This is a genomic window from Salipiger bermudensis (assembly GCF_019801965.1).
GTDB classification, from domain to species: Bacteria; Pseudomonadota; Alphaproteobacteria; order Rhodobacterales; family Rhodobacteraceae; genus Salipiger; species Salipiger bermudensis_A.
In genome coordinates this window covers 189,484-206,488 of sequence record NZ_JAHVIA010000004.1, presented here as the reverse complement: position 1 = coordinate 206,488, position 17,005 = coordinate 189,484, and the positions used below count along the sequence as shown (strand labels likewise).

Here is a 17,005-nt window from a genome sequence, read left to right as displayed (position 1 = left end):
GCTTCGCTCAGATCACCTGGTCGAACACCGCCTCGAGCCGCGCCACGGTACCATCGACATCCGCCAGTTTGTCGAGCCCGAAGAGCCCGAGGCGGAAGGTCGAGAACCCGGCAGGCTCATCGCATTGCAGCGGCACGCCGGCGGCGATCTGGGTGCCCTTCTCGGCAAAGGCCCGGCCGGTCTTGATCTCCGGATCGTCGGTGTAGCTCACGACCACGCCCGGAGCGCCGTAGCCCTCCGCGGCGACCGAGGCGATACCGCGCGACGCCAGCAGCGCGCGCACCTTGTTGCCCAGCTCCCACTGTGCAGCCTTCGCGGCATCGAAGCCCATGTCGCGGGTCTCGATCATCGCGTCGCGGAACATCTTCAGCCCGTCCGTCGGCATGGTGGCGTGGTAGGCATGGCCTCCGGCCTCGTAGGCCGCCATGATCTCGCGCCATTTCTTCAGGTCCATGGCGAAGGAGTTCGAGGCGGTTTCCTCCATCCGCTCGAGCGCCCGCTGCGACAGCATCACCAGCCCGGCGCAGGGCGTCGCCGACCAGCCCTTCTGTGGCGCCGAGATCAGCACGTCGACGCCGGTCGCCGCCATGTCGACCCAGATGCAGCCCGAGGCGATGCAGTCGAGCACCATCAGCGCGCCAACGTCGTGCGCGGCCTCGGCCAGCGCCTGGATGTAATCATCGGGCAGGATGATGCCGGCGCTGGTCTCCACGTGCGGGGCGAAGACGATCTGCGGCGCCTCGCGGCGGATCGCCTCGACCACCTCCTCGATCGGCGCCGGCGCGAAGGGGGCCACCGGCTCGTTGCCGGTCTGGCGCGCCTTCATCACCGTGACCTCGCCGCCAAAAGCCCCGGCGTCGAAGATCTGCGACCAGCGGAACGAGAACCAGCCGTTGCGCACCACCAGCGCCTTCGCGCCCTGGCCGAACTGCCGCGCCACCGCCTCCATGCCGAAGGTGCCGCCCCCGGGGACAAGCGCGACACCCTCGGCGCCGTAGACCTCGCGCAGCATCGAGGAGATGTCGCGCATCACCTGCTGGAAATCGGCGGACATGTGGTTCAGCGAGCGGTCGGTGAAGACGACCGAGAATTCCTCGAGCCCGTTGGGATCGACATCATCGCGCAGCGGCATGGCAAGCTCCTGTCTGTTTGACCCTCTCGATACCCCATAGAGCGCCAAACGCAACGCCTCCGAAGGGCGGCATTCATGGGACGGCGGGCGGGGCGACTGCCGCAGGCGAGCGCCGTCCCACCGTTCGGAGCGTTCAGACCGGACCGGGGCGGCGCTCCTCGCTCAGCATCACGTTGGCCTCGACGTTGCCGACGCCCGGCAGCGTCATGATGCGCCGCCGCAGCACCCGCTCGAAATCCGGCAGGTCGCGCGCCACCACCCGCAGGCGGTAATCGAAGGCGCCGAGCACGTGGTCGACCACCTGTACCTCCGGGATCGCCCGCACCGCGCGCTCGAAATCCTCGAGGCTCACCCGGCCCTTCGTGGCCAGCTTGATGCCGAGGAACACCGTCACCCCGAAGCCCAGCCGCTCGAGATCGAGATCGAGTCGCGCGCCGCGAAACACTCCCGCCGCCCGCAGCCGCTGGATGCGGCGCCAGCAGGCCGGCTGCGATAGGCCGAGCCGGCGCCCGAGCGCCCCGGCGCTGGCATTGGCATCCTCGGCCAACGACCGGATCAGGGCGCGGTCGATCTCGTCGAGATCCTCCAGCGCGCTCACAGCGGCACCGTTTCGTCGGATTTCACCAGCGAGACATGCATCAGACCCTCGATATCGGCGATATGCGGCAGGGTAAGCAGCTTCTCGCGGTAGAGCGCCTGGTAATGCGCCAGATCGCGGGCGATCACCACGAGCCGGATGTCGACCGAGCCGAGGAAGGTCTGGATCTCGGTCACCTCGGACACCTCGCGGGCGCCGGCGAGAAACTCGTCGAAGGCGCGCGGGTGGGTCTTCTCCAGTGTCACCCGCAGCATCACCTCGATGTCATAGCCCAGCGCCGGCCAATGCACCACGCCACGCACCCCGCGCAGCACGCCGCCCTCGCGCATCGCGGCGAGCCGACGCGCCAGCGTCGAGGGCGTGACGCCGGCGCGCTCGGCCAGCTCGGTCGAGGCGATCTCGGGCGCGGCCTGATATTGGCGCAGGATACGCCGGTCGGTATCGTCGAGCATGAATTCACCGCCAGATCAGAAATGCGAGAATGATTTTTCACCATCAGGCGGAAAATTCAAGAACTACGCAAGCACCATCGTCCGCAGCCCGCTAGATTGCCCGCCACAACGAGATCAAAAACAAGATCACCTAGGAAGGACGAGACCATGCGCGTTTATTACGACCGCGATTGCGACATCAACCTGATCAAGGACATGAAAGTGGCGATCCTCGGCTATGGCAGCCAGGGCCACGCGCACGCGCTGAATCTGCGCGACAGCGGCGCCAAGAACGTCGTCGTCGCCCTGCGCGAAGGCTCCCCCTCGGCCAAGAAGGCCGAAGGCGAAGGCCTGCAGGTCATGGGCATCGCCGAAGCGGCGGCCTGGTGCGACCTGATCATGTTCACCATGCCCGATGAACTTCAGGCCGAGACCTACAAGAAGTACGTGCATGACAACCTCAAGGACGGCGCGGCGATCGCCTTCGCCCACGGCCTGAACGTGCATTTCGGCCTGATCGAGCCGAAGCCCGGCGTCGACGTCATCATGATGGCACCGAAGGGCCCGGGCCACACCGTGCGCGGCGAATACGTCAAGGGCGGCGGCGTGCCCTGCCTCGTGGCCGTCGACCAGGACGCCACCGGCAAGGCGCTCGAGATCGGCCTGTCCTACTGCTCTGCCATCGGCGGCGGCCGCTCGGGCATCATCGAGACCAACTTCCGCGAAGAGTGCGAAACTGACCTCTTCGGCGAGCAGGTCGTGCTCTGCGGTGGCCTCGTCGAGCTGATCCGCTGCGGCTTCGAGACCCTGGTGGAAGCCGGCTACGCCCCCGAGATGGCCTATTTCGAGTGCCTCCACGAGGTGAAGCTGATCGTCGACCTGATCTATGAAGGCGGCATCGCCACCATGGATTACTCGATCTCCAACACCGCCGAGTATGGCCAGTACGTCACCGGCCCGCGCATCCTCCCCTACGAGGAGACCAAGCAGCGCATGAAGGCGGTTCTGACCGACATCCAGCAGGGCAAGTTCGTGCGTGACTTCATGCTCGAGAACGCCGTTGGCCAGCCGACCCTGAAGGCCTCGCGCCGCGCCAATGACGAGCACCAGATCGAGCAGGTCGGTGAAAAGCTGCGCGACATGATGCCGTGGATCTCCGCCGGCAAGATGGTCGACAAGGCGAAGAACTGATCGCCCCTTGACCCCTCCGGCCCTCGGGCCGGATCAGGCCCGCGCCCTCACCGGCGCGGGCTTTTGCGTCTCAAGGGGTCTCAGAGCGCCTCGCCCTTCTTGAGCCGGATCGCGGCATCGATCTGCGGCGCGGAGGTACACCACTCATCCTCCTTCGCCAGCCACACCGCTTCGCGGGTTTCGGCGGCGACGGTGATGCGGGTGTCTGAGACCTCGACGATCTCGGGCGGCAGGACAGAGAGAAAGAGGAAGAGCGCTTCGGCGGTCAGGCACATGGGGAGAGGTCCTTCAATGCGTGTTGGTCCGGTCCTCCCGCTCTCACCCTACCCGAAGATCGAATGAATGGAGAGGGGTCATGCTGCAATGCAGCATGACCCCTCCGCCTTTTCCGCCAGAACCCGGGCAGACTGCCCAAGAAAGCGGCAGTTTCGCGTCTCAGAGCCCCAGCGAGCCCAGCACGATCACCGTGATCGTCGCCAGCACCGGGATTGCCACCGCGACCATAAAGATGTCGCCATAGCTCTTCTTGTGGGTCAGCCCGGTGATCGCCAGCAGCGTGATGACCGCGCCGTTATGCGGCAGCGCGTCGAAGCCGCCCGAGCTCAGCGCGGTGACCCGGTGCATCAGCTCCATGCTCACGCCCTGCGCCTGCCCCATCTCGGCAAACTGCTCGCCGAGCGCATTGAGCGCGATCGACATGCCGCCCGAGGCCGAGCCGGTGATGCCCGCAAGAACGTTCACCGCCACCGCCAGCGAGGCCACCGGGTTGTTCGGGAACAGCCCCAGCACCGCGTCGCGGATGATGCCGAAGGCCGGCAGAGAGGCGATCACAGCGCCGTAGCCAACCTCGGACGCGGTGTTGAAGACCGGCAGCAGCGAACCCATCGTGCCGGTGTTGACGGTCTCGAGCACGTCCTTGAAACGGCTCCAGTTGAGCCCGATGGCGAGCAGGATCGACAAGGTCAGCGACACGATGATCGCCCAGATGCCCGCGACAGAGCTCAGCGACGTCTCGCCGTATTGCGGCTCGGCAAGATAATCGGCCGACATCATCGGGATCAGCACATAGGTGAAGAGCGCGTTGAGCCCGATCACCGCCACCACCGGAGCGATGGCCACGGCGAAGTTCGGCAGTTGCACGTCGGCGGGCAGCGTGCTGTCGGCGCCGGTGCTGTCATGCTCGCCATAGCCCTCGCCGCGGCCCTGCGCGCTGGCGCGGCGGCGGTTGAGCCAGAGCGTGCCGCCGCCCAGCATGATGACCCCCGCCAGCGTGCCGAAGAGCGGCGCGGCGAAGACGTTGGTGCCGAAAAACGGGATCGGGATGGCGTTCTGGATCGCCGGGGTGCCCGGGAAGGCGGTCATGGTGAAGGTGAAGGAGCCCAGCGCGATGGCCGCTGGCAGCAACCGCTTGGGCACGTCGGCGCGGCGGAACAGCGCGTTGGCGATGGGATAGATCGCGAAGGCGACCACGAAGAGCGAGACGCCGCCGAAGGTCAGCACGCCGCAGGCCAGCACCACTGCGAGGATCGCCTGCCCCGGCCCGACCCAGTCGACGATGCGCTCCGCGATGGTGCGCGCGGCGCCGCCATCGGCCATCACCTTGCCGAAGATCGCGCCCAGCAGGAACAGCGGGAAATAGGTGATGACGTAGCCGCCGAGGCTTTCCATGAAGACCTGCGTGTAGGTCGCCAGCACCGGCAGGCCGCCCGACATCAGCACCGCAAGCGCCGACAGAAGCGGCGCGAGGATCAGCACGTTGATCCCGCGATAGGCGAGATACATCAGCAGCCCAAGTGACAGGATGATTCCGAAAAGACCCATGTCCGATTCCCCTCCAGTTGTATCAGGAGGGGACCTAGCCCGCGAAAATGGGGAGGACCAGTGCCGTCACGCAAACTTCATTCCCCTGACTTCGCGTCAGAAAAGCAGCCCCCAGAGGATCGGCAGCAACAGCGCCGTAGCGAGCGCGTTGAGCCCCATCGCCAGCCCCGCGAAGGCGCCGGCGGTCTCGTTGACCTGCAGCGCACGGGCGGTGCCGATGCCGTGGCTGGCGGTGCCCATGGCGAGGCCGCGGGCGCTCCAGTCCCTGACCCCGGCGAAGGTCAGCACCATCGGGCCGAGCATGGCGCCGAGGATCCCGGTCACGATTACCAGCACCGCCGTCAGCGACGGCACGCCGCCGAGCTCCTCGGCAATGGCCATTGCGACCGGCGCGGTCACCGACTTGGGCGCGATCGAGGCCAGCACCTCGCCGCCGCCGCCCGCCAGCCCCGCCACGCCCACCGCGGTCAGGATCGCGGTCAGCGAGCCGCAGAGCAGGCTGACGGTGATCGCCAGCGCCGAGCGCCGCACCAAGGCCCACTGCCGGTAGAGCGGCACGGCGAGCGAAACGGTGGCGGGACCAAGCAGGAAATGCACGAACTGCGCGCCCTCGAAATAGGTGGCGTAATCGGTGCCCGTGGCGACCAGCACCGCCACCACTACGATCACCGCCCCAAGCACCGGGTTCAGCAGCGGATTGCGCCCGCCCTTCTCGAAGAGCCACGAGGCGCCCTGAAAGGCGACCAGTGTCAGGGTCAGGTGAAACAGCGGCGAGGCGCTGAGATAGACCCAGGTCTCAGCGAGATTCTCGAGGTTATCCATCGTCGCGCGCCCCGCGTCCGAGCCAGCTCATCAGCAGGCCGGTGATCGCGATGGTGGCGACGGTGCTCACGAGCAGGCCCAGTCCCAGCGGCAGCGCGGCCTCGGCCAGCAGGTGGAAATGCAGCATCACCCCAGCGCCTGCCGGCACGAAGAGCAGCGACATGGCCCGCTGTAGCCCGCCCGCCGCCTGCCCCAGCCCCTCGGGCACCGAGCGGCGCAGCGCGAGGTAGAGCAACAGCAGCACCATGCCGACGACTGGCCCGGGCACCGGCATGGCCAGCGTGCCGACCAGCAGCTCGCCGGCGAGCTGGCAGGTGAAAATCAGGGTGAGATAGCCAAGCATTTGCACCTCCGGGGGAACTCTCCCCCGAAGGATAACCGCGCAAGGGCGGGCCGGATCAAGCGGTTATGCGTTGGCAGTCGCCGGGATCACTCCCAGCAGCTGACCTTGACGGTCATTGCCCCGGCGGCGGAGGTTAGATCCTCGGGCGCCATCGCGCCCTCGCCCTGCGTCGCGGCGCTGCGCAGACCGGCGCCGGTCAGGAAGGCCTGAAGCGCCGCGGCATCGGCAGCGAAGGCAACGTCGCCGGGCAGCGACTGGCCGTTTCGCGGTTTCGGCAGCAGCATCCCCAGCACCGCGCCACCGGCATCGATCACCGGGCCGCCGGCGTCACCGGGCTGGGCCGCCAGTGCCAGCCGTTGCAGCTCTTCCTCGCCGCCGAGGCCGCGCAGGTCCTCAAGCGCACCGAAGGTCAGCGTGGGCGCGCTCAGCACGCCGCCAAACGGGTAGCCGGCCACCGCGACCTCGGAATTGAGCCGCGGCGTGTCCTGCCGGAAGATCGCCACCGAGCGTGGCGCCAGCGCCGTCTCCGGGCGCAGCGCGGCGACGCCAAGCGTGCTGTCGCGCGCCACCACCGTGGCCTCGTAGACATCGTCGAGGGTGATGCGGCCGCAGGAGGCGACCGCCTCGGCCGAGGTCACCACCGCGCCGCCGGCATCGATGAAGAAGCCCGAGACCGTGGCGATGGGCTTGCGGATCTCGAGACCGGAGACCAGATCGACCGACTGCCCCGCATCGCTGACCTCGGCCGGATCGAGCACCGCATCGGTTCTGGCGAAGCTCGACTGCATCACGCCGAGCACCCGCTCGCGGCGCTCTTCGTCGCCGGCGGGCCAGATCAGGGTGAAGCCCTTGATGTGGCCGTCGCGCAGGCTCACCTCGGTGTGGCTGACGATGCGGCTGTTGGCGCCGGTCAGGGTGAAGCCGTCGCGGCTGCGCTCGCGCGCGCCCTCGAGCGGCACGATCTCGAGCGTCTGCATGATCTCGTAGAGCCCGCCCATGCTCTGGCGGTCGCCGGGCTGGCTGATCAGCAGCACGCGGGCCTGAAGATCGCCGGTCGGCTCGTAGAGGGCGAAGGGCGCTTCGTAGCGGTCGAAGCCGACCACGCCGGTCGGCATCTCGATGCGGATGCCGGCGCGCTCGTCGCGCACCATGCGCATGTCGAGCCCGTCGAGCACGGCGTTGTACTGGCCCATCAGCGCGGCGCGCTGCGCGGTGGTCAGGATGCCGGTGACCTCGTAGCCGTTCTGCGATTGCCACGCCGCCATGGCGTTGCGGGTGCCACGTCCGAAGGCGCCGTCGATACCGGCGTCATAGACCCCGGCCCAGCGCAGGGCGATCTGCAACTGCTCGCGCTGCGCGCGGTTGAGCAGCGCCTCGCTGGCCCGGGCCTCGCGCGGGGTCTCGTCGATCACCGGCTGCGGCTCGGGCTCGGGTGCGGCCTCGACCACCGGGGTATCGGCGGGCGCCGCCTCGGCCTCCGGCTCGGGCTGCGGCGCGGGCAGCACCGGCGCGTCGGTGGCGAGCCCCGCCCCCACCGGCCAGAACTGATCGCGGTATTCCGAGGTTGCGGCGAGGTAGCTGTCACGCGGGATCAGCCCATTGGCACGCAGGTTGCGCAGCAGCTGTCCGGCATCGTCTGGGCTGTAGGGGCCGAGCGCGATGCCATACCAGCCGCCGCCCAGCGAGAAGCCGTTGACGTTGTCGAGGCGGTTCGCGTAGCCGCGCAGCGCCGCCTCGGCCTGCGCCAGACTGGGCTGGGCCTCGATCTGGATAAACACCCGCTCCTGCGCGATGGCAGCCTGCGCGACCAGAACGCTTGCCGCGCCCGCCATCAGTATTGACCTCAACATCCCTGTATCTGTCCCTTGCGTCGGAAATCTTATTTTGCTCTGTCCCCGTGTTTACCAGAGCGGGTCGGGCCGTCACCTCAAAATATGGTCAGCCCCGCAATTGACCCTTGCGCCTGTGGCGCATAATCAGACGGCAACTCTCAGACAGGGCCGATGCGATGACCGACACCAGCAGCAAACCGCGGAGCTTCCAGGAGATCATCCTGCGACTGCAGACCTATTGGGCCGCCAAGGGCTGTGCCGTGCTGCAGCCCTACGACATGGAGGTCGGCGCCGGCACCTTCCACCCGGCGACCACCCTGCGCGCGCTCGGCTCCAAGCCCTGGGCGGCGGCCTATGTCCAGCCCTCGCGCCGCCCGACCGACGGGCGATACGGCGAGAACCCGAACCGGCTGCAGCATTACTACCAGTTCCAGGTGCTGATCAAACCGTCGCCGCCGGACCTGCAGGATCTCTATCTCGGCTCGCTCGAGGCCATCGGCATCGACATGTCGATGCATGACGTGCGTTTCGTCGAGGACGACTGGGAAAGCCCGACGCTGGGCGCCTGGGGGCTTGGCTGGGAGGTCTGGTGCGACGGCATGGAAGTCTCGCAATTCACCTATTTCCAGCAGGTCGGCGGGCATGACTGCACGCCGGTCTCGGGCGAGCTGACCTACGGGCTCGAGCGCCTCGCGATGTATGTTCTGGGCATCGACCACGTCATGGAGATGCCGTTCAACGATCCTCAATCGCCGCAGCCGCTGCTCTATGGCGACGTGTTCCGCCAGACCGAGGAGGAATACTCGCGCTGGAACTTCGACGTCGCCGACACCGAGATCCTGCTCAAGCATTTCGAGGACGCCGAGGCCGAGTGCCAGCGCATCCTCGAGGCCGAGGCCGAGGATCCCAAGACCGGCAAGCGCATCGTCATGGCCCACCCGGCCTATGACCAGTGCATCAAGGCCAGCCACCTGTTCAACCTGCTCGACGCGCGGGGCGTGATCTCGGTCACCGAGCGGCAGGCCTATATCGGCCGGGTGCGGGCGCTGGCCAAGCGCTGCGCCGACGCCTTCGTGATGACCGAGGCCGGCGGCTACGCCGCGTGAGCCGCGCAGGCTGACAGCCAGACAGACTGAGACAGACCCCGACCGGAGCGCAGACATGAGCGGCAAGATACTCGGCATCGCCATCATCGTGACCGCCCTGCTCTTCGGTGCCGGGGTCTATTACTTCCAGGTCTTCCATTACTACGAGCGCGTCGAGGATGATGCCGGGCAGGTCTTTCTGACCCCGGTGGATGGCGGCGCGCCCGAACATATCCCCTATGGCGATTTCGAGGGCATCGACGCCAGCAGCTCGCCGATCCGCTTCCGCGGCTGTTTCACCACACCGGAGCGCCCGCAGGGGCTCGACGCGCGTTTCGAGCGCTACGAGGGCGCCGAGCCGCGCAACGCGCCGTTCTGGTTCGGCTGCTTCGACGCCGAGGCGATCGGGGAACTGGTCGAGACCGGCGAGGCGCATGTCTATACCGCGGAGCGCAACATTGAATACGGCATCGACCGGGTGGTCGCGGTGACCGAGAACGGGCGCGGCTACATCTGGGAAGAGATCAACGATTGCGGCGACAAGGCCTATGACGGCACGCCGCTCGGCGAGGATTGCCCCCCGCGGGAGTGAGGCTGAGGGGACCGGTGTTGTGAGACCGGGTCCTGAGCTCCGCCTGGCCGGTTGACGCACAGGGTTGGGGGCGCTGCCCCCATCCGCGTGCCGCGGATTCCCCCGGGATATTTTCAGCCAGAAGAAGACCCCGGTCAGAGGGGCATGGTCTGCGCATTCAACCAGGGTCGGCTTTGGCGGATGGGTCATCGGGGGCGCTGCCCCCATCGCAGCAGGGCTGCGATTCCCCCGAGGTATTTTTGAACCAGAGAAGACAGGGGCTTGGGCGCGGGTGGTGAGGCCGCGGGGAACTTTTTGCGGCTCTGGGCGCTGTCTTCCCAACCGAGGAGTTCAGCCATGTCAGACAAAGCCCCCGCCTGGGTCGTTCCCGTAATGCGCGCCGGTTATGCCGCGCGCGGAGCCGTTTATACCGTCGTCGGGGGGCTGGCGCTGCTCGCCGCCTGGCGTGGCGGACAGGCCGAGGGCACCACCGATGCCCTGGCCGAGCTGCGCGGCGTCCCGTGGGGCGTGGCGCTGCTCTGGGCCATTGCCATCGGCCTCATGGCCTACATGGTCTGGCGGCTGATCGACGCCTGGATGGATCTCGAGTGCCACGGCACCGACGCCAAGGGCATGGTGGCCCGCGCCGGCCAGGCGGTCACCGGGGTGATCCATGGCGCCATCGGGGTCTCGGTCGCGACCACCGCGATGCGCGGCGACAGCGGCGGCGAAGGCGGGGCGCAGACCGCGACGCAGAAGCTCATGGCGATGCCCTGGGGCACCTGGCTGGTGATGGCCGTGGGTCTGGTGACCATCGGCGCCGGCATCTACTACGCCCACAAGGGGCTGAAGGAGAAATACAAGCGCGACATCCGCGTGACCCCGCTAGCGCGCAAGCTCGACCCGGTGATGAAGTTCGGCCTGATCGCCGAGGGCGTCGTCATCGGCATCATCGGCGCCTCGATCTTCTACGCGGGCCTGACCCACAGCCCCGGCGAGGCCGGCGGCGTCGGCACCGCACTCGACCAGATCCGCTCGGTGGCCTATGGCCGCGTGCTGCTCGGGGTGATCGCGGTGGGGCTGATCGGCTTCGCGGTGGAGAATTTCATCGAGGCCGCCTACCGCATCGTGCCGCGCCGCTCCGGCGACGACGTCATGACCCTGGCGCGCCGCGCCAAGCTCAAGGCCGAGGGCAAGCTGCAAGAGGCCACCGCCTGACGGCTAACCGCTGGACCTCGGCCCTCGGGGCCGTTATCCACCGAAGCGAACAACAGCCCGTGCCGATCCCGGCGCGGGCGGATGCTTTGGTGAGACTATGCCCGACCTTCTGATCGAACTCTTTTCCGAGGAAATCCCCGCCCGCATGCAGACGCGTGCCGCGGAGGATCTGAAGAAACTCGTCACCGACGGTCTGGTGGAAAGCGGTCTCACCTATGCCGGCGCCGCCGCCTTCTCGACCCCGCGCCGCCTGACCCTCACCGTGCAGGGGCTGCTCGACGCCTCCCCCGCCACCCGCGAGGAACGCCGCGGCCCCAAGGTCGATGCGCCGGAGAAGGCCATCGAGGGCTTCCTGCGCGGCGCCGGTGTCAGCCGCGAGCAATGCGAGGCGCGCGAGGATAAGAAGGGCACCTTCCTCTACGCCGTCATCGAGAAGCCGGGCCGCACGGCGGCCGAGATCGTGGCCGAGGTGCTCGAGGCGACGATCCGCAACTTCCCCTGGCCCAAGTCGATGCGCTGGGGCGCCGGCACCCTGCGCTGGGTGCGTCCGCTGCACCGCATCACCTGCCTGCTGAGCTCGGAGGCGGGCGATGACGTCGTGCCGCTGGAGATCGACGGCATTGTTGCGGGCCAGACCACCGAAGGCCATCGCTTCATGGGCGACGGCGCTTTCGAGGTAACCTCCTTTGCCGATTACGAGACCCGGCTCAAGCGCTCGAAGGTCATCCTCTCGGCTGAGGAACGCGCCGAAACCATCTGGCATGACGCGACAAATCGCGCCTTCGCCCAGAGCCTCGAGGTGGTCGAGGATCGCGGGCTGCTGGCCGAGGTGGCCGGCCTGGTCGAATGGCCGGTGGTGCTGATGGGCAAGATCGATGACGCCTTCCTCGGGCTGCCGCCGGAGGTCCTGCAGACCTCGATGAAAGAGCACCAGAAGTTCTTTTCGGTCAAGAATCCAGCCACCAAGCGCATCGAAGGGTTCGTGACGGTTGCGAATGTGGAAACGCCTGATGACGGCGCGACCATCCTTGCGGGCAACAACAAGGTGCTTTCGGCGCGCCTGTCGGATGCCAAGTTCTTCTGGGAGAACGATCTCCGCGTCGCCAAGACGGCCGGGCTAGAGGCCTGGACCGAGCGGCTCGGCAACGTCACCTTCCACAACAAGCTCGGCTCGCAGCGCGACCGCATCGAGCGCATCGCCGCGCTGGCACGCGAGATCGCGCCGATGGTGGGGGCCGATGCAGCGCTGGCCGAGCAGGCGGCGCGCGTGGCCAAGGCCGATCTGAGCTCGGAGATGGTCTATGAATTCCCCGAACTTCAGGGGCTTATGGGCCGTTATTACGCCGAGGCCGCTGGCCTCCCGGCAGAGGTCGCCGCGGCCTGCGACGAGCATTACTCGCCGCTCGGGCCGTCGGACGCGGTGCCCACCGCGCCGGTCTCGGTGGCGGTTGCGCTGGCCGACAAGCTCGACACGCTGACCGGCTTCTGGGCCATCGACGAGAAGCCCACCGGCTCGAAGGACCCCTACGCCCTGCGCCGCGCCGCGCTCGGGGTGATCCGGCTGGTGCTGGTCAACGGGCTGCGCCTGCATCTCGACCGGCTCTTCGACGCGCAGATCCTGCGCCACAAGATCGACACCGGCGAAGACAGCGACCAGCAGGCGCTGCGCGACGCGCTGCTGCGCGAGATCGCGCAACACGGGGTGTTCGGCTCCTCGGTGAAGGCGGTGATCGACCAGATCGAGGGCGACGCGGCCGAGTGGGTCTCGGAAGTCACCGACCACAGCCCCGACCTGAGCGACGACCTGCTGGCGTTCTTCCACGATCGCCTCAAGGTGCACCTCAAGGGCGAAGGCGTGCGTCATGACGTGATCGACGCAGTGCTGACCATGCCCGGCAATGACGATCTCGCGCAGGTGGTCAACCGCGCCACGGCGCTTGGCGAGGTGCTGGGCACCGAGGACGGCGCCAACCTGGTGCAGGGTTTCAAGCGCGCCAACAACATCCTCACCCAGGCCGAGGAGAAGGACGGGGTCGAGTACAGCTTCGGCGCCGATCCCAAGTTTGCCGAGGTCGAGGAGGAGAAGGCGCTCTTCGCGGCGCTCGATGCCGCCGATGCGGAGATCAAGCCCGCGCTGGATAAGGAAGATTTCGCCGCCGCAATGACCGCGATGGCCGGTCTGCGCGCGCCGATCGACGCCTTCTTCGAGGCGGTGCAGGTCAATGCCGAGAGCCCGGTGGTGCGCCGCAACCGCCTCAACCTGCTGTCGCGCATCCGCACGAGCTGTCTGCAGGTGGCGGATCTGAACCGCCTCGAGGGCTGACCACGCGTTGCGCGAAAGCCCTTCCGCACCAGAGACTTGCAGCGCGCGTGCCGAGATTTCTTGCACGCGCGTGCCACCAGATGGCATCTTGGGCACAGCGTCTTAACCTTACGTACTCCTGAAAAGGTGATGGTGCGGAGGCCCCGATCCGGGCTATGCTGCACCGCGGAAAAACAGGATCTCCCGTGCCCGACACGCTGCGACAGGACCAGGACCCGCGGGTCACGCTCATCACCCCATCGGCGCCGATCGCGACGCCGACGCATGGCGGGCGTGCCAAGTGTCTGCAGCGTCTCGTGCGGCTCGACCTGCCAGTGCCGCGCACCGTCGCGCTGAGCTTCGACACGGTGCATCGCATCGCCGCCGGCGAGATGCCCGATGTCCCTGCGATCCTTTCGGAATTCGGCCCCGGCGCGCTGCTTTGCGTGCGCCCCTCCTCCGAGGATCCCGATTGGGGCGGGCCCGGCTCGATCCTCAATATCGGCATGAACGACGCCGCCTTCCGCGCCTTCTCCGAGCGCATGGGCAGCGCCGTGGCCACCGATCTCTACAAGCGCTTCGTCAGCGCCTACGCGATCCATGTCGCACGGCTCGATCCCGACGTGTTCGAGGAGATCGACAGCCCTGGCCAGGAAGGGCTCGACGCGGTGCTGCGCTGCTACGAGGAAGAGGCCGAGGAGCCCTTCCCGCAGGATCCCGCCGTACAGTTGGCCGAGGTGCTGCGCTCGATGGCGCGCGCCTGGGAAGGCACGACCGCGCGGCTCTTGCGCCAGGCCAAGGGGGCGCCGGTCGATGCCGGGCTCGGGCTCATCGTACAGGAAATGGCGCTCGGGCTGGGCCTCGGAGAATGCGGCTCGGGTGTGCTGCAGCTGGTCAATTCCGAGACCGGCCAGCCGCAGATCACCGGCCGCTACATGAGCCAGAGCCAGGGCCGCGAGGCGCTGCATTGCGAGCAGAGCTCGCTCTATCTCGAGCGCGATCCGCGCGGTCCCTCGCTGGAAGAGCAGGCGCCCGAGGCTTTCGAGACGCTCAAGGACTACGCCGCGCTGGTGCGCCGCCGCCTGCGTGCCGAGATGCAGATCGAGTTCACCCTCGAGAACGGCGCGGTACACATCCTCGACGGTATGCGGGTCAAGCGCAGCGCCCGCGCGGCGCTGCAGATCGCGGTGCGGCTGGCCAATGACGGCATCATCTCGCAGCAGGAAGCGCTGATGCGGGTGGAGCCGCGCGGGCTTTCCGAGCTTCTGCACCGGCAGGTCGATCCCGAGGCGACGCGCGATGCCATCGGCCGCGGCGTGGCCGCCTCGCCGGGCGCGGCGACCGGCAAGATCGTGTTTTCCTCCTCCGAGGCGCAGGCCAGCGCGGCGCGCGGCGAGCCCTGTATCCTTGTCCGGCGCGAGACCTCGCCGGAGGACGTGCGCGGCATGCACGCGGCGGCGGCGGTGCTGACCGAGCGCGGCGGCATGACCAGCCACGCGGCGGTGATCGGTCGCGGCCTCGGCCTGCCCTGCGTGGTGGGGGCGGCGCGCATGGGCTTCCGCCTCAACGACAAGACGCTACTGGCCGAGGATGGCCGCCGCTTCCACGAGGGTGACACCATCACCGTCGATGGCAGCTCCGGGCAGGTGCTCGCAGGGGCGCCGAAGATGATCGAGGCGGCGCTCGACGAGACCTTCCATGTCTTCATGTCCTGGGCCGATGCCGAGCGCGATATCGGCATCCGCGCCAATGCCGACACCCCGGCCGACGCCACCACGGCGCGCAACTTCGCCGCCCAGGGCATCGGGCTCTGCCGCACCGAGCACATGTTCTTCGAGGCCGAGCGCATCACGCCGATGCGCGAGATGATCTTCGCCGACAGCCCCGACGACCGGAAGACCGCCCTCGCCCGGCTGCTGCCGATGCAACGCACCGATTTCATCGAGCTGTTCCGCATCATGGAGGGGATGCCGGTCTGCATCCGCCTCTTCGACCCGCCGCTGCACGAGTTCCTGCCCTCCGACCGCGCCGGTCTGCGCGATCTGGCCGAGGCGCTCGACCTGCCGGTCTCCGATGTCACCCGCCGGGTGGAAAGCATGGGCGAATACAACCCGATGCTGGGAATGCGCGGCGTGCGGCTCGGCATCGCGGTGCCCGAGATCTACGACATGCAGGCCCGCGCCATCTTCGAGGCGACGCTCGAGGCCTCCAAGGAGGGCGCGCCGGTGGTGCCCGAGATCATGCTGCCGCTGGTCTCCGCCTGCCGCGAGGTCGAGCTGGTGCGCAACCGGATCGACGCGGTGGCGGCGGCGGTGCGCAACGAGCGCGGCCGCGAGTTCGACTATTCGCTCGGCGTCATGGTCGAGACCCCGCGCGCCTGCCTGCGCGCCGACGAGATCGCCCAGCACGCGCATTTCCTCAGCTTCGGCACCAACGACCTCACCCAGATGACCTACGGCCTCTCGCGCGACGACGCCGGGCGCTTCATGTCGCATTACGTGCAACAGGGAGTCTTCCCGGAAGATCCGTTCCACCGGCTCGATGCCGAGGGCGTCGGCGAGCTGATCCGGGTCGGGGTCGAGCGCGGGCGACAGGGCAATGGCGGGGTCATGCTGTCGGTCTGCGGCGAGCATGGCGGCAATCCCGAATCGATTGCCTTCTGCCGAGAAGCGGGAATCGATTACGTCAGCTGCTCGCCATTTCGCGTTCCGGTTGCACGCCTCGCTGCAGCACAACTCGCAATACGTGACAAAATCGGGTAGGACTGCGGCATCCGTGCCACAAGATCTGTCAACCGACCCGCGCGCTTGGGCCGGTTTCCGCCCATTTTTGCGCCTTACGCTGGACCGCTCGGAACAATTTTACTAATCACGCCGCGATTTTGAGCGATTTTGGGGAAATCGCCACCTGGGGACGTGACGTAAAGAGGGACAGATAATGAAGGCTATGTTTACCGCGCTGGCGCTGCTGGCGGCGGCCTCTCCGCTTGCTGCCGAAGTGAAACAAGACAATCTCCGCCGTCTGGTGAAGCTTGAGCAGCGCGGCCTCAACGCCGCCACCAAGGCGCATCTCAACGCCCTCGTCTCGCCCGAGGCGCCCACCGGCGGCTTCTCCTACGATCGCGCCTGGCTCGAGAGCCAGCCCAAGGCCAGCGGCGGCGCCCAGTGGGAGTGCCTTGCCGAGGCGCTCTATTTCGAAGCCCGCGGCGAGACCGTGAAGGGCCAGTTCGCGGTGGCCGAGGTCATCCTCAACCGCGTCGACAGTGCAAAGTTCCCGGATTCGGTCTGCGGCGTCATCAAGCAGGGCACCGGCCGGAAATACGCGTGCCAGTTCACCTATACCTGCGACGGCAATCCCGAGCATATCAACGAGCCCCGCGCCTGGGAGCGCGTCGGCAAGGTTGCCAAGATCATGCTCTCGGGCGCCCCGCGCGCGCTGACCGGCGGCGCCACCTACTACCACACCAACGCGGTGAACCCGTCCTGGTCGCGCAAGTTCAACCAGACCGCGTCGATCGGCGTGCACCAGTTCTACCGCCCCGATTACCGCATCAGCAGCAACTGACGCGGGCGCGGCGCAAAGCGCCGCTTTCCGGCCCTCGCGCGCGGCCATTCGCTGCGATAGGGTTGCGGGCAATCCGCGCGACCGCGCGGTGTGGG

At 67.7% G+C, this 17,005-nt stretch carries 15 protein-coding genes; 7 read left to right on the top strand and 8 right to left on the bottom strand.

The window, feature by feature from the left end; genetic code table 11:
- Positions 1-7: 7 nt before the first annotated feature.
- The 3 genes from KUV62_RS10420 to KUV62_RS10410 form a co-directional block, all read right to left on the bottom strand.
- The gene (locus KUV62_RS10420) at positions 8-1,132 is read right to left on the bottom strand and encodes an aminotransferase class V-fold PLP-dependent enzyme (RefSeq protein WP_222603632.1); all 1,125 of its coding nucleotides are present in this window, start codon (positions 1,130-1,132) and stop codon (positions 8-10) included.
- Positions 1,133-1,265: 133 nt separating this feature from the next.
- Positions 1,266-1,721, bottom strand: a complete 456-nt coding sequence (locus KUV62_RS10415) for an Lrp/AsnC family transcriptional regulator (protein WP_222603912.1) — start codon at positions 1,719-1,721, stop codon at positions 1,266-1,268.
- Positions 1,722-1,726: 5 nt separating this feature from the next.
- Positions 1,727-2,182: an Lrp/AsnC family transcriptional regulator gene (locus KUV62_RS10410; protein WP_222603631.1), complete on the bottom strand. Its 456-nt coding sequence runs from the start codon at positions 2,180-2,182 to the stop codon at positions 1,727-1,729.
- Between the two features lie 147 nt (positions 2,183-2,329).
- Here KUV62_RS10410 and ilvC point away from each other — a divergent pair, with 147 nt between their 5' ends.
- Positions 2,330-3,352, top strand: coding sequence for a ketol-acid reductoisomerase (gene ilvC / locus KUV62_RS10405; protein ID WP_222603630.1), 1,023 nt, complete (start codon positions 2,330-2,332; stop codon positions 3,350-3,352).
- Positions 3,353-3,432: 80 nt separating this feature from the next.
- On the opposite strand, the gene KUV62_RS10400 is transcribed toward ilvC, so the two are convergent.
- From KUV62_RS10400 to KUV62_RS10380, 5 genes are all read right to left on the bottom strand, one after another.
- Positions 3,433-3,627 (bottom strand): hypothetical protein, encoded by a 195-nt coding sequence (locus tag KUV62_RS10400; protein WP_222603629.1) that lies wholly within the window; start codon positions 3,625-3,627, stop codon positions 3,433-3,435.
- A gap of 160 nt (positions 3,628-3,787) precedes the next feature.
- Positions 3,788-5,173, bottom strand: coding sequence for a GntP family permease (locus KUV62_RS10395; protein ID WP_222603628.1), 1,386 nt, complete (start codon positions 5,171-5,173; stop codon positions 3,788-3,790).
- A 96-nt stretch (positions 5,174-5,269) separates the two neighbouring features.
- Positions 5,270-5,995: an LrgB family protein gene (locus tag KUV62_RS10390; protein WP_222603627.1), complete on the bottom strand. Its 726-nt coding sequence runs from the start codon at positions 5,993-5,995 to the stop codon at positions 5,270-5,272.
- A complete protein-coding gene (locus tag KUV62_RS10385) occupies positions 5,988-6,338 on the bottom strand; it encodes a CidA/LrgA family protein (protein WP_222603626.1) in 351 nt (116 codons plus the stop codon). The genes KUV62_RS10390 and KUV62_RS10385 overlap by 8 nt, the downstream gene beginning before the upstream one ends.
- An 86-nt stretch (positions 6,339-6,424) precedes the next feature.
- Entirely contained in the window at positions 6,425-8,170 is a 1,746-nt protein-coding gene (locus KUV62_RS10380; protein ID WP_261395549.1) for a serine protease, read from the bottom strand.
- Between the two features lie 176 nt (positions 8,171-8,346).
- Here KUV62_RS10380 and KUV62_RS10375 point away from each other — a divergent pair, with 176 nt between their 5' ends.
- The 6 genes from KUV62_RS10375 (at position 8,347) to KUV62_RS10350 (ending at position 16,910) form a co-directional block, all read left to right on the top strand.
- Positions 8,347-9,276 (top strand): glycine--tRNA ligase subunit alpha, encoded by a 930-nt coding sequence (locus tag KUV62_RS10375; protein ID WP_222603624.1) that lies wholly within the window; start codon positions 8,347-8,349, stop codon positions 9,274-9,276.
- Between the two features lie 55 nt (positions 9,277-9,331).
- Positions 9,332-9,847 (top strand): DUF6446 family protein, encoded by a 516-nt coding sequence (locus tag KUV62_RS10370; RefSeq protein ID WP_222603623.1) that lies wholly within the window; start codon positions 9,332-9,334, stop codon positions 9,845-9,847.
- A 336-nt stretch (positions 9,848-10,183) separates the two neighbouring features.
- Positions 10,184-11,044, top strand: a complete 861-nt coding sequence (locus tag KUV62_RS10365) for a DUF1206 domain-containing protein (protein ID WP_222603622.1) — start codon at positions 10,184-10,186, stop codon at positions 11,042-11,044.
- Positions 11,045-11,141: 97 nt separating this feature from the next.
- The gene (gene glyS, locus KUV62_RS10360) at positions 11,142-13,367 is read left to right on the top strand and encodes a glycine--tRNA ligase subunit beta (protein WP_222603621.1); all 2,226 of its coding nucleotides are present in this window, start codon (positions 11,142-11,144) and stop codon (positions 13,365-13,367) included.
- A gap of 185 nt (positions 13,368-13,552) precedes the next feature.
- Positions 13,553-16,108 carry a putative PEP-binding protein gene (locus KUV62_RS10355; protein WP_315901577.1) on the top strand — a complete coding sequence of 852 codons (2,556 nt, stop codon included), beginning with the start codon at positions 13,553-13,555 and terminating at the stop codon, positions 16,106-16,108.
- A 175-nt stretch (positions 16,109-16,283) separates the two neighbouring features.
- Positions 16,284-16,910, top strand: a complete 627-nt coding sequence (locus tag KUV62_RS10350; RefSeq protein ID WP_222603619.1) for a cell wall hydrolase — start codon at positions 16,284-16,286, stop codon at positions 16,908-16,910.
- Positions 16,911-17,005 lie beyond the last annotated feature (95 nt).

Excerpts from the sequence above, each read along its gene's own strand:
- KUV62_RS10420 (WP_222603632.1), bottom strand. The coding sequence starts at position 1,132 with ATGCCGCTGCGCGATGATGTCGATCCCAACGGGCTCGAGGAATTCTCG.
- KUV62_RS10410 (WP_222603631.1), bottom strand. The coding sequence starts at position 2,182 with ATGCTCGACGATACCGACCGGCGTATCCTGCGCCAATATCAGGCCGCG.
- ilvC (WP_222603630.1), top strand. The coding sequence starts at position 2,330 with ATGCGCGTTTATTACGACCGCGATTGCGACATCAACCTGATCAAGGAC.
- KUV62_RS10400 (WP_222603629.1), bottom strand. The coding sequence starts at position 3,627 with ATGTGCCTGACCGCCGAAGCGCTCTTCCTCTTTCTCTCTGTCCTGCCG.
- KUV62_RS10395 (WP_222603628.1), bottom strand. The coding sequence starts at position 5,173 with ATGGGTCTTTTCGGAATCATCCTGTCACTTGGGCTGCTGATGTATCTC.
- KUV62_RS10390 (WP_222603627.1), bottom strand. The coding sequence starts at position 5,995 with ATGGATAACCTCGAGAATCTCGCTGAGACCTGGGTCTATCTCAGCGCC.
- KUV62_RS10385 (WP_222603626.1), bottom strand. The coding sequence starts at position 6,338 with ATGCTTGGCTATCTCACCCTGATTTTCACCTGCCAGCTCGCCGGCGAG.
- KUV62_RS10380 (WP_261395549.1), bottom strand. The coding sequence starts at position 8,170 with ATGGCGGGCGCGGCAAGCGTTCTGGTCGCGCAGGCTGCCATCGCGCAG.
- KUV62_RS10375 (WP_222603624.1), top strand. The coding sequence starts at position 8,347 with ATGACCGACACCAGCAGCAAACCGCGGAGCTTCCAGGAGATCATCCTG.
- KUV62_RS10370 (WP_222603623.1), top strand. The coding sequence starts at position 9,332 with ATGAGCGGCAAGATACTCGGCATCGCCATCATCGTGACCGCCCTGCTC.
- KUV62_RS10365 (WP_222603622.1), top strand. The coding sequence starts at position 10,184 with ATGTCAGACAAAGCCCCCGCCTGGGTCGTTCCCGTAATGCGCGCCGGT.
- glyS (WP_222603621.1), top strand. The coding sequence starts at position 11,142 with ATGCCCGACCTTCTGATCGAACTCTTTTCCGAGGAAATCCCCGCCCGC.
- KUV62_RS10350 (WP_222603619.1), top strand. The coding sequence starts at position 16,284 with ATGAAGGCTATGTTTACCGCGCTGGCGCTGCTGGCGGCGGCCTCTCCG.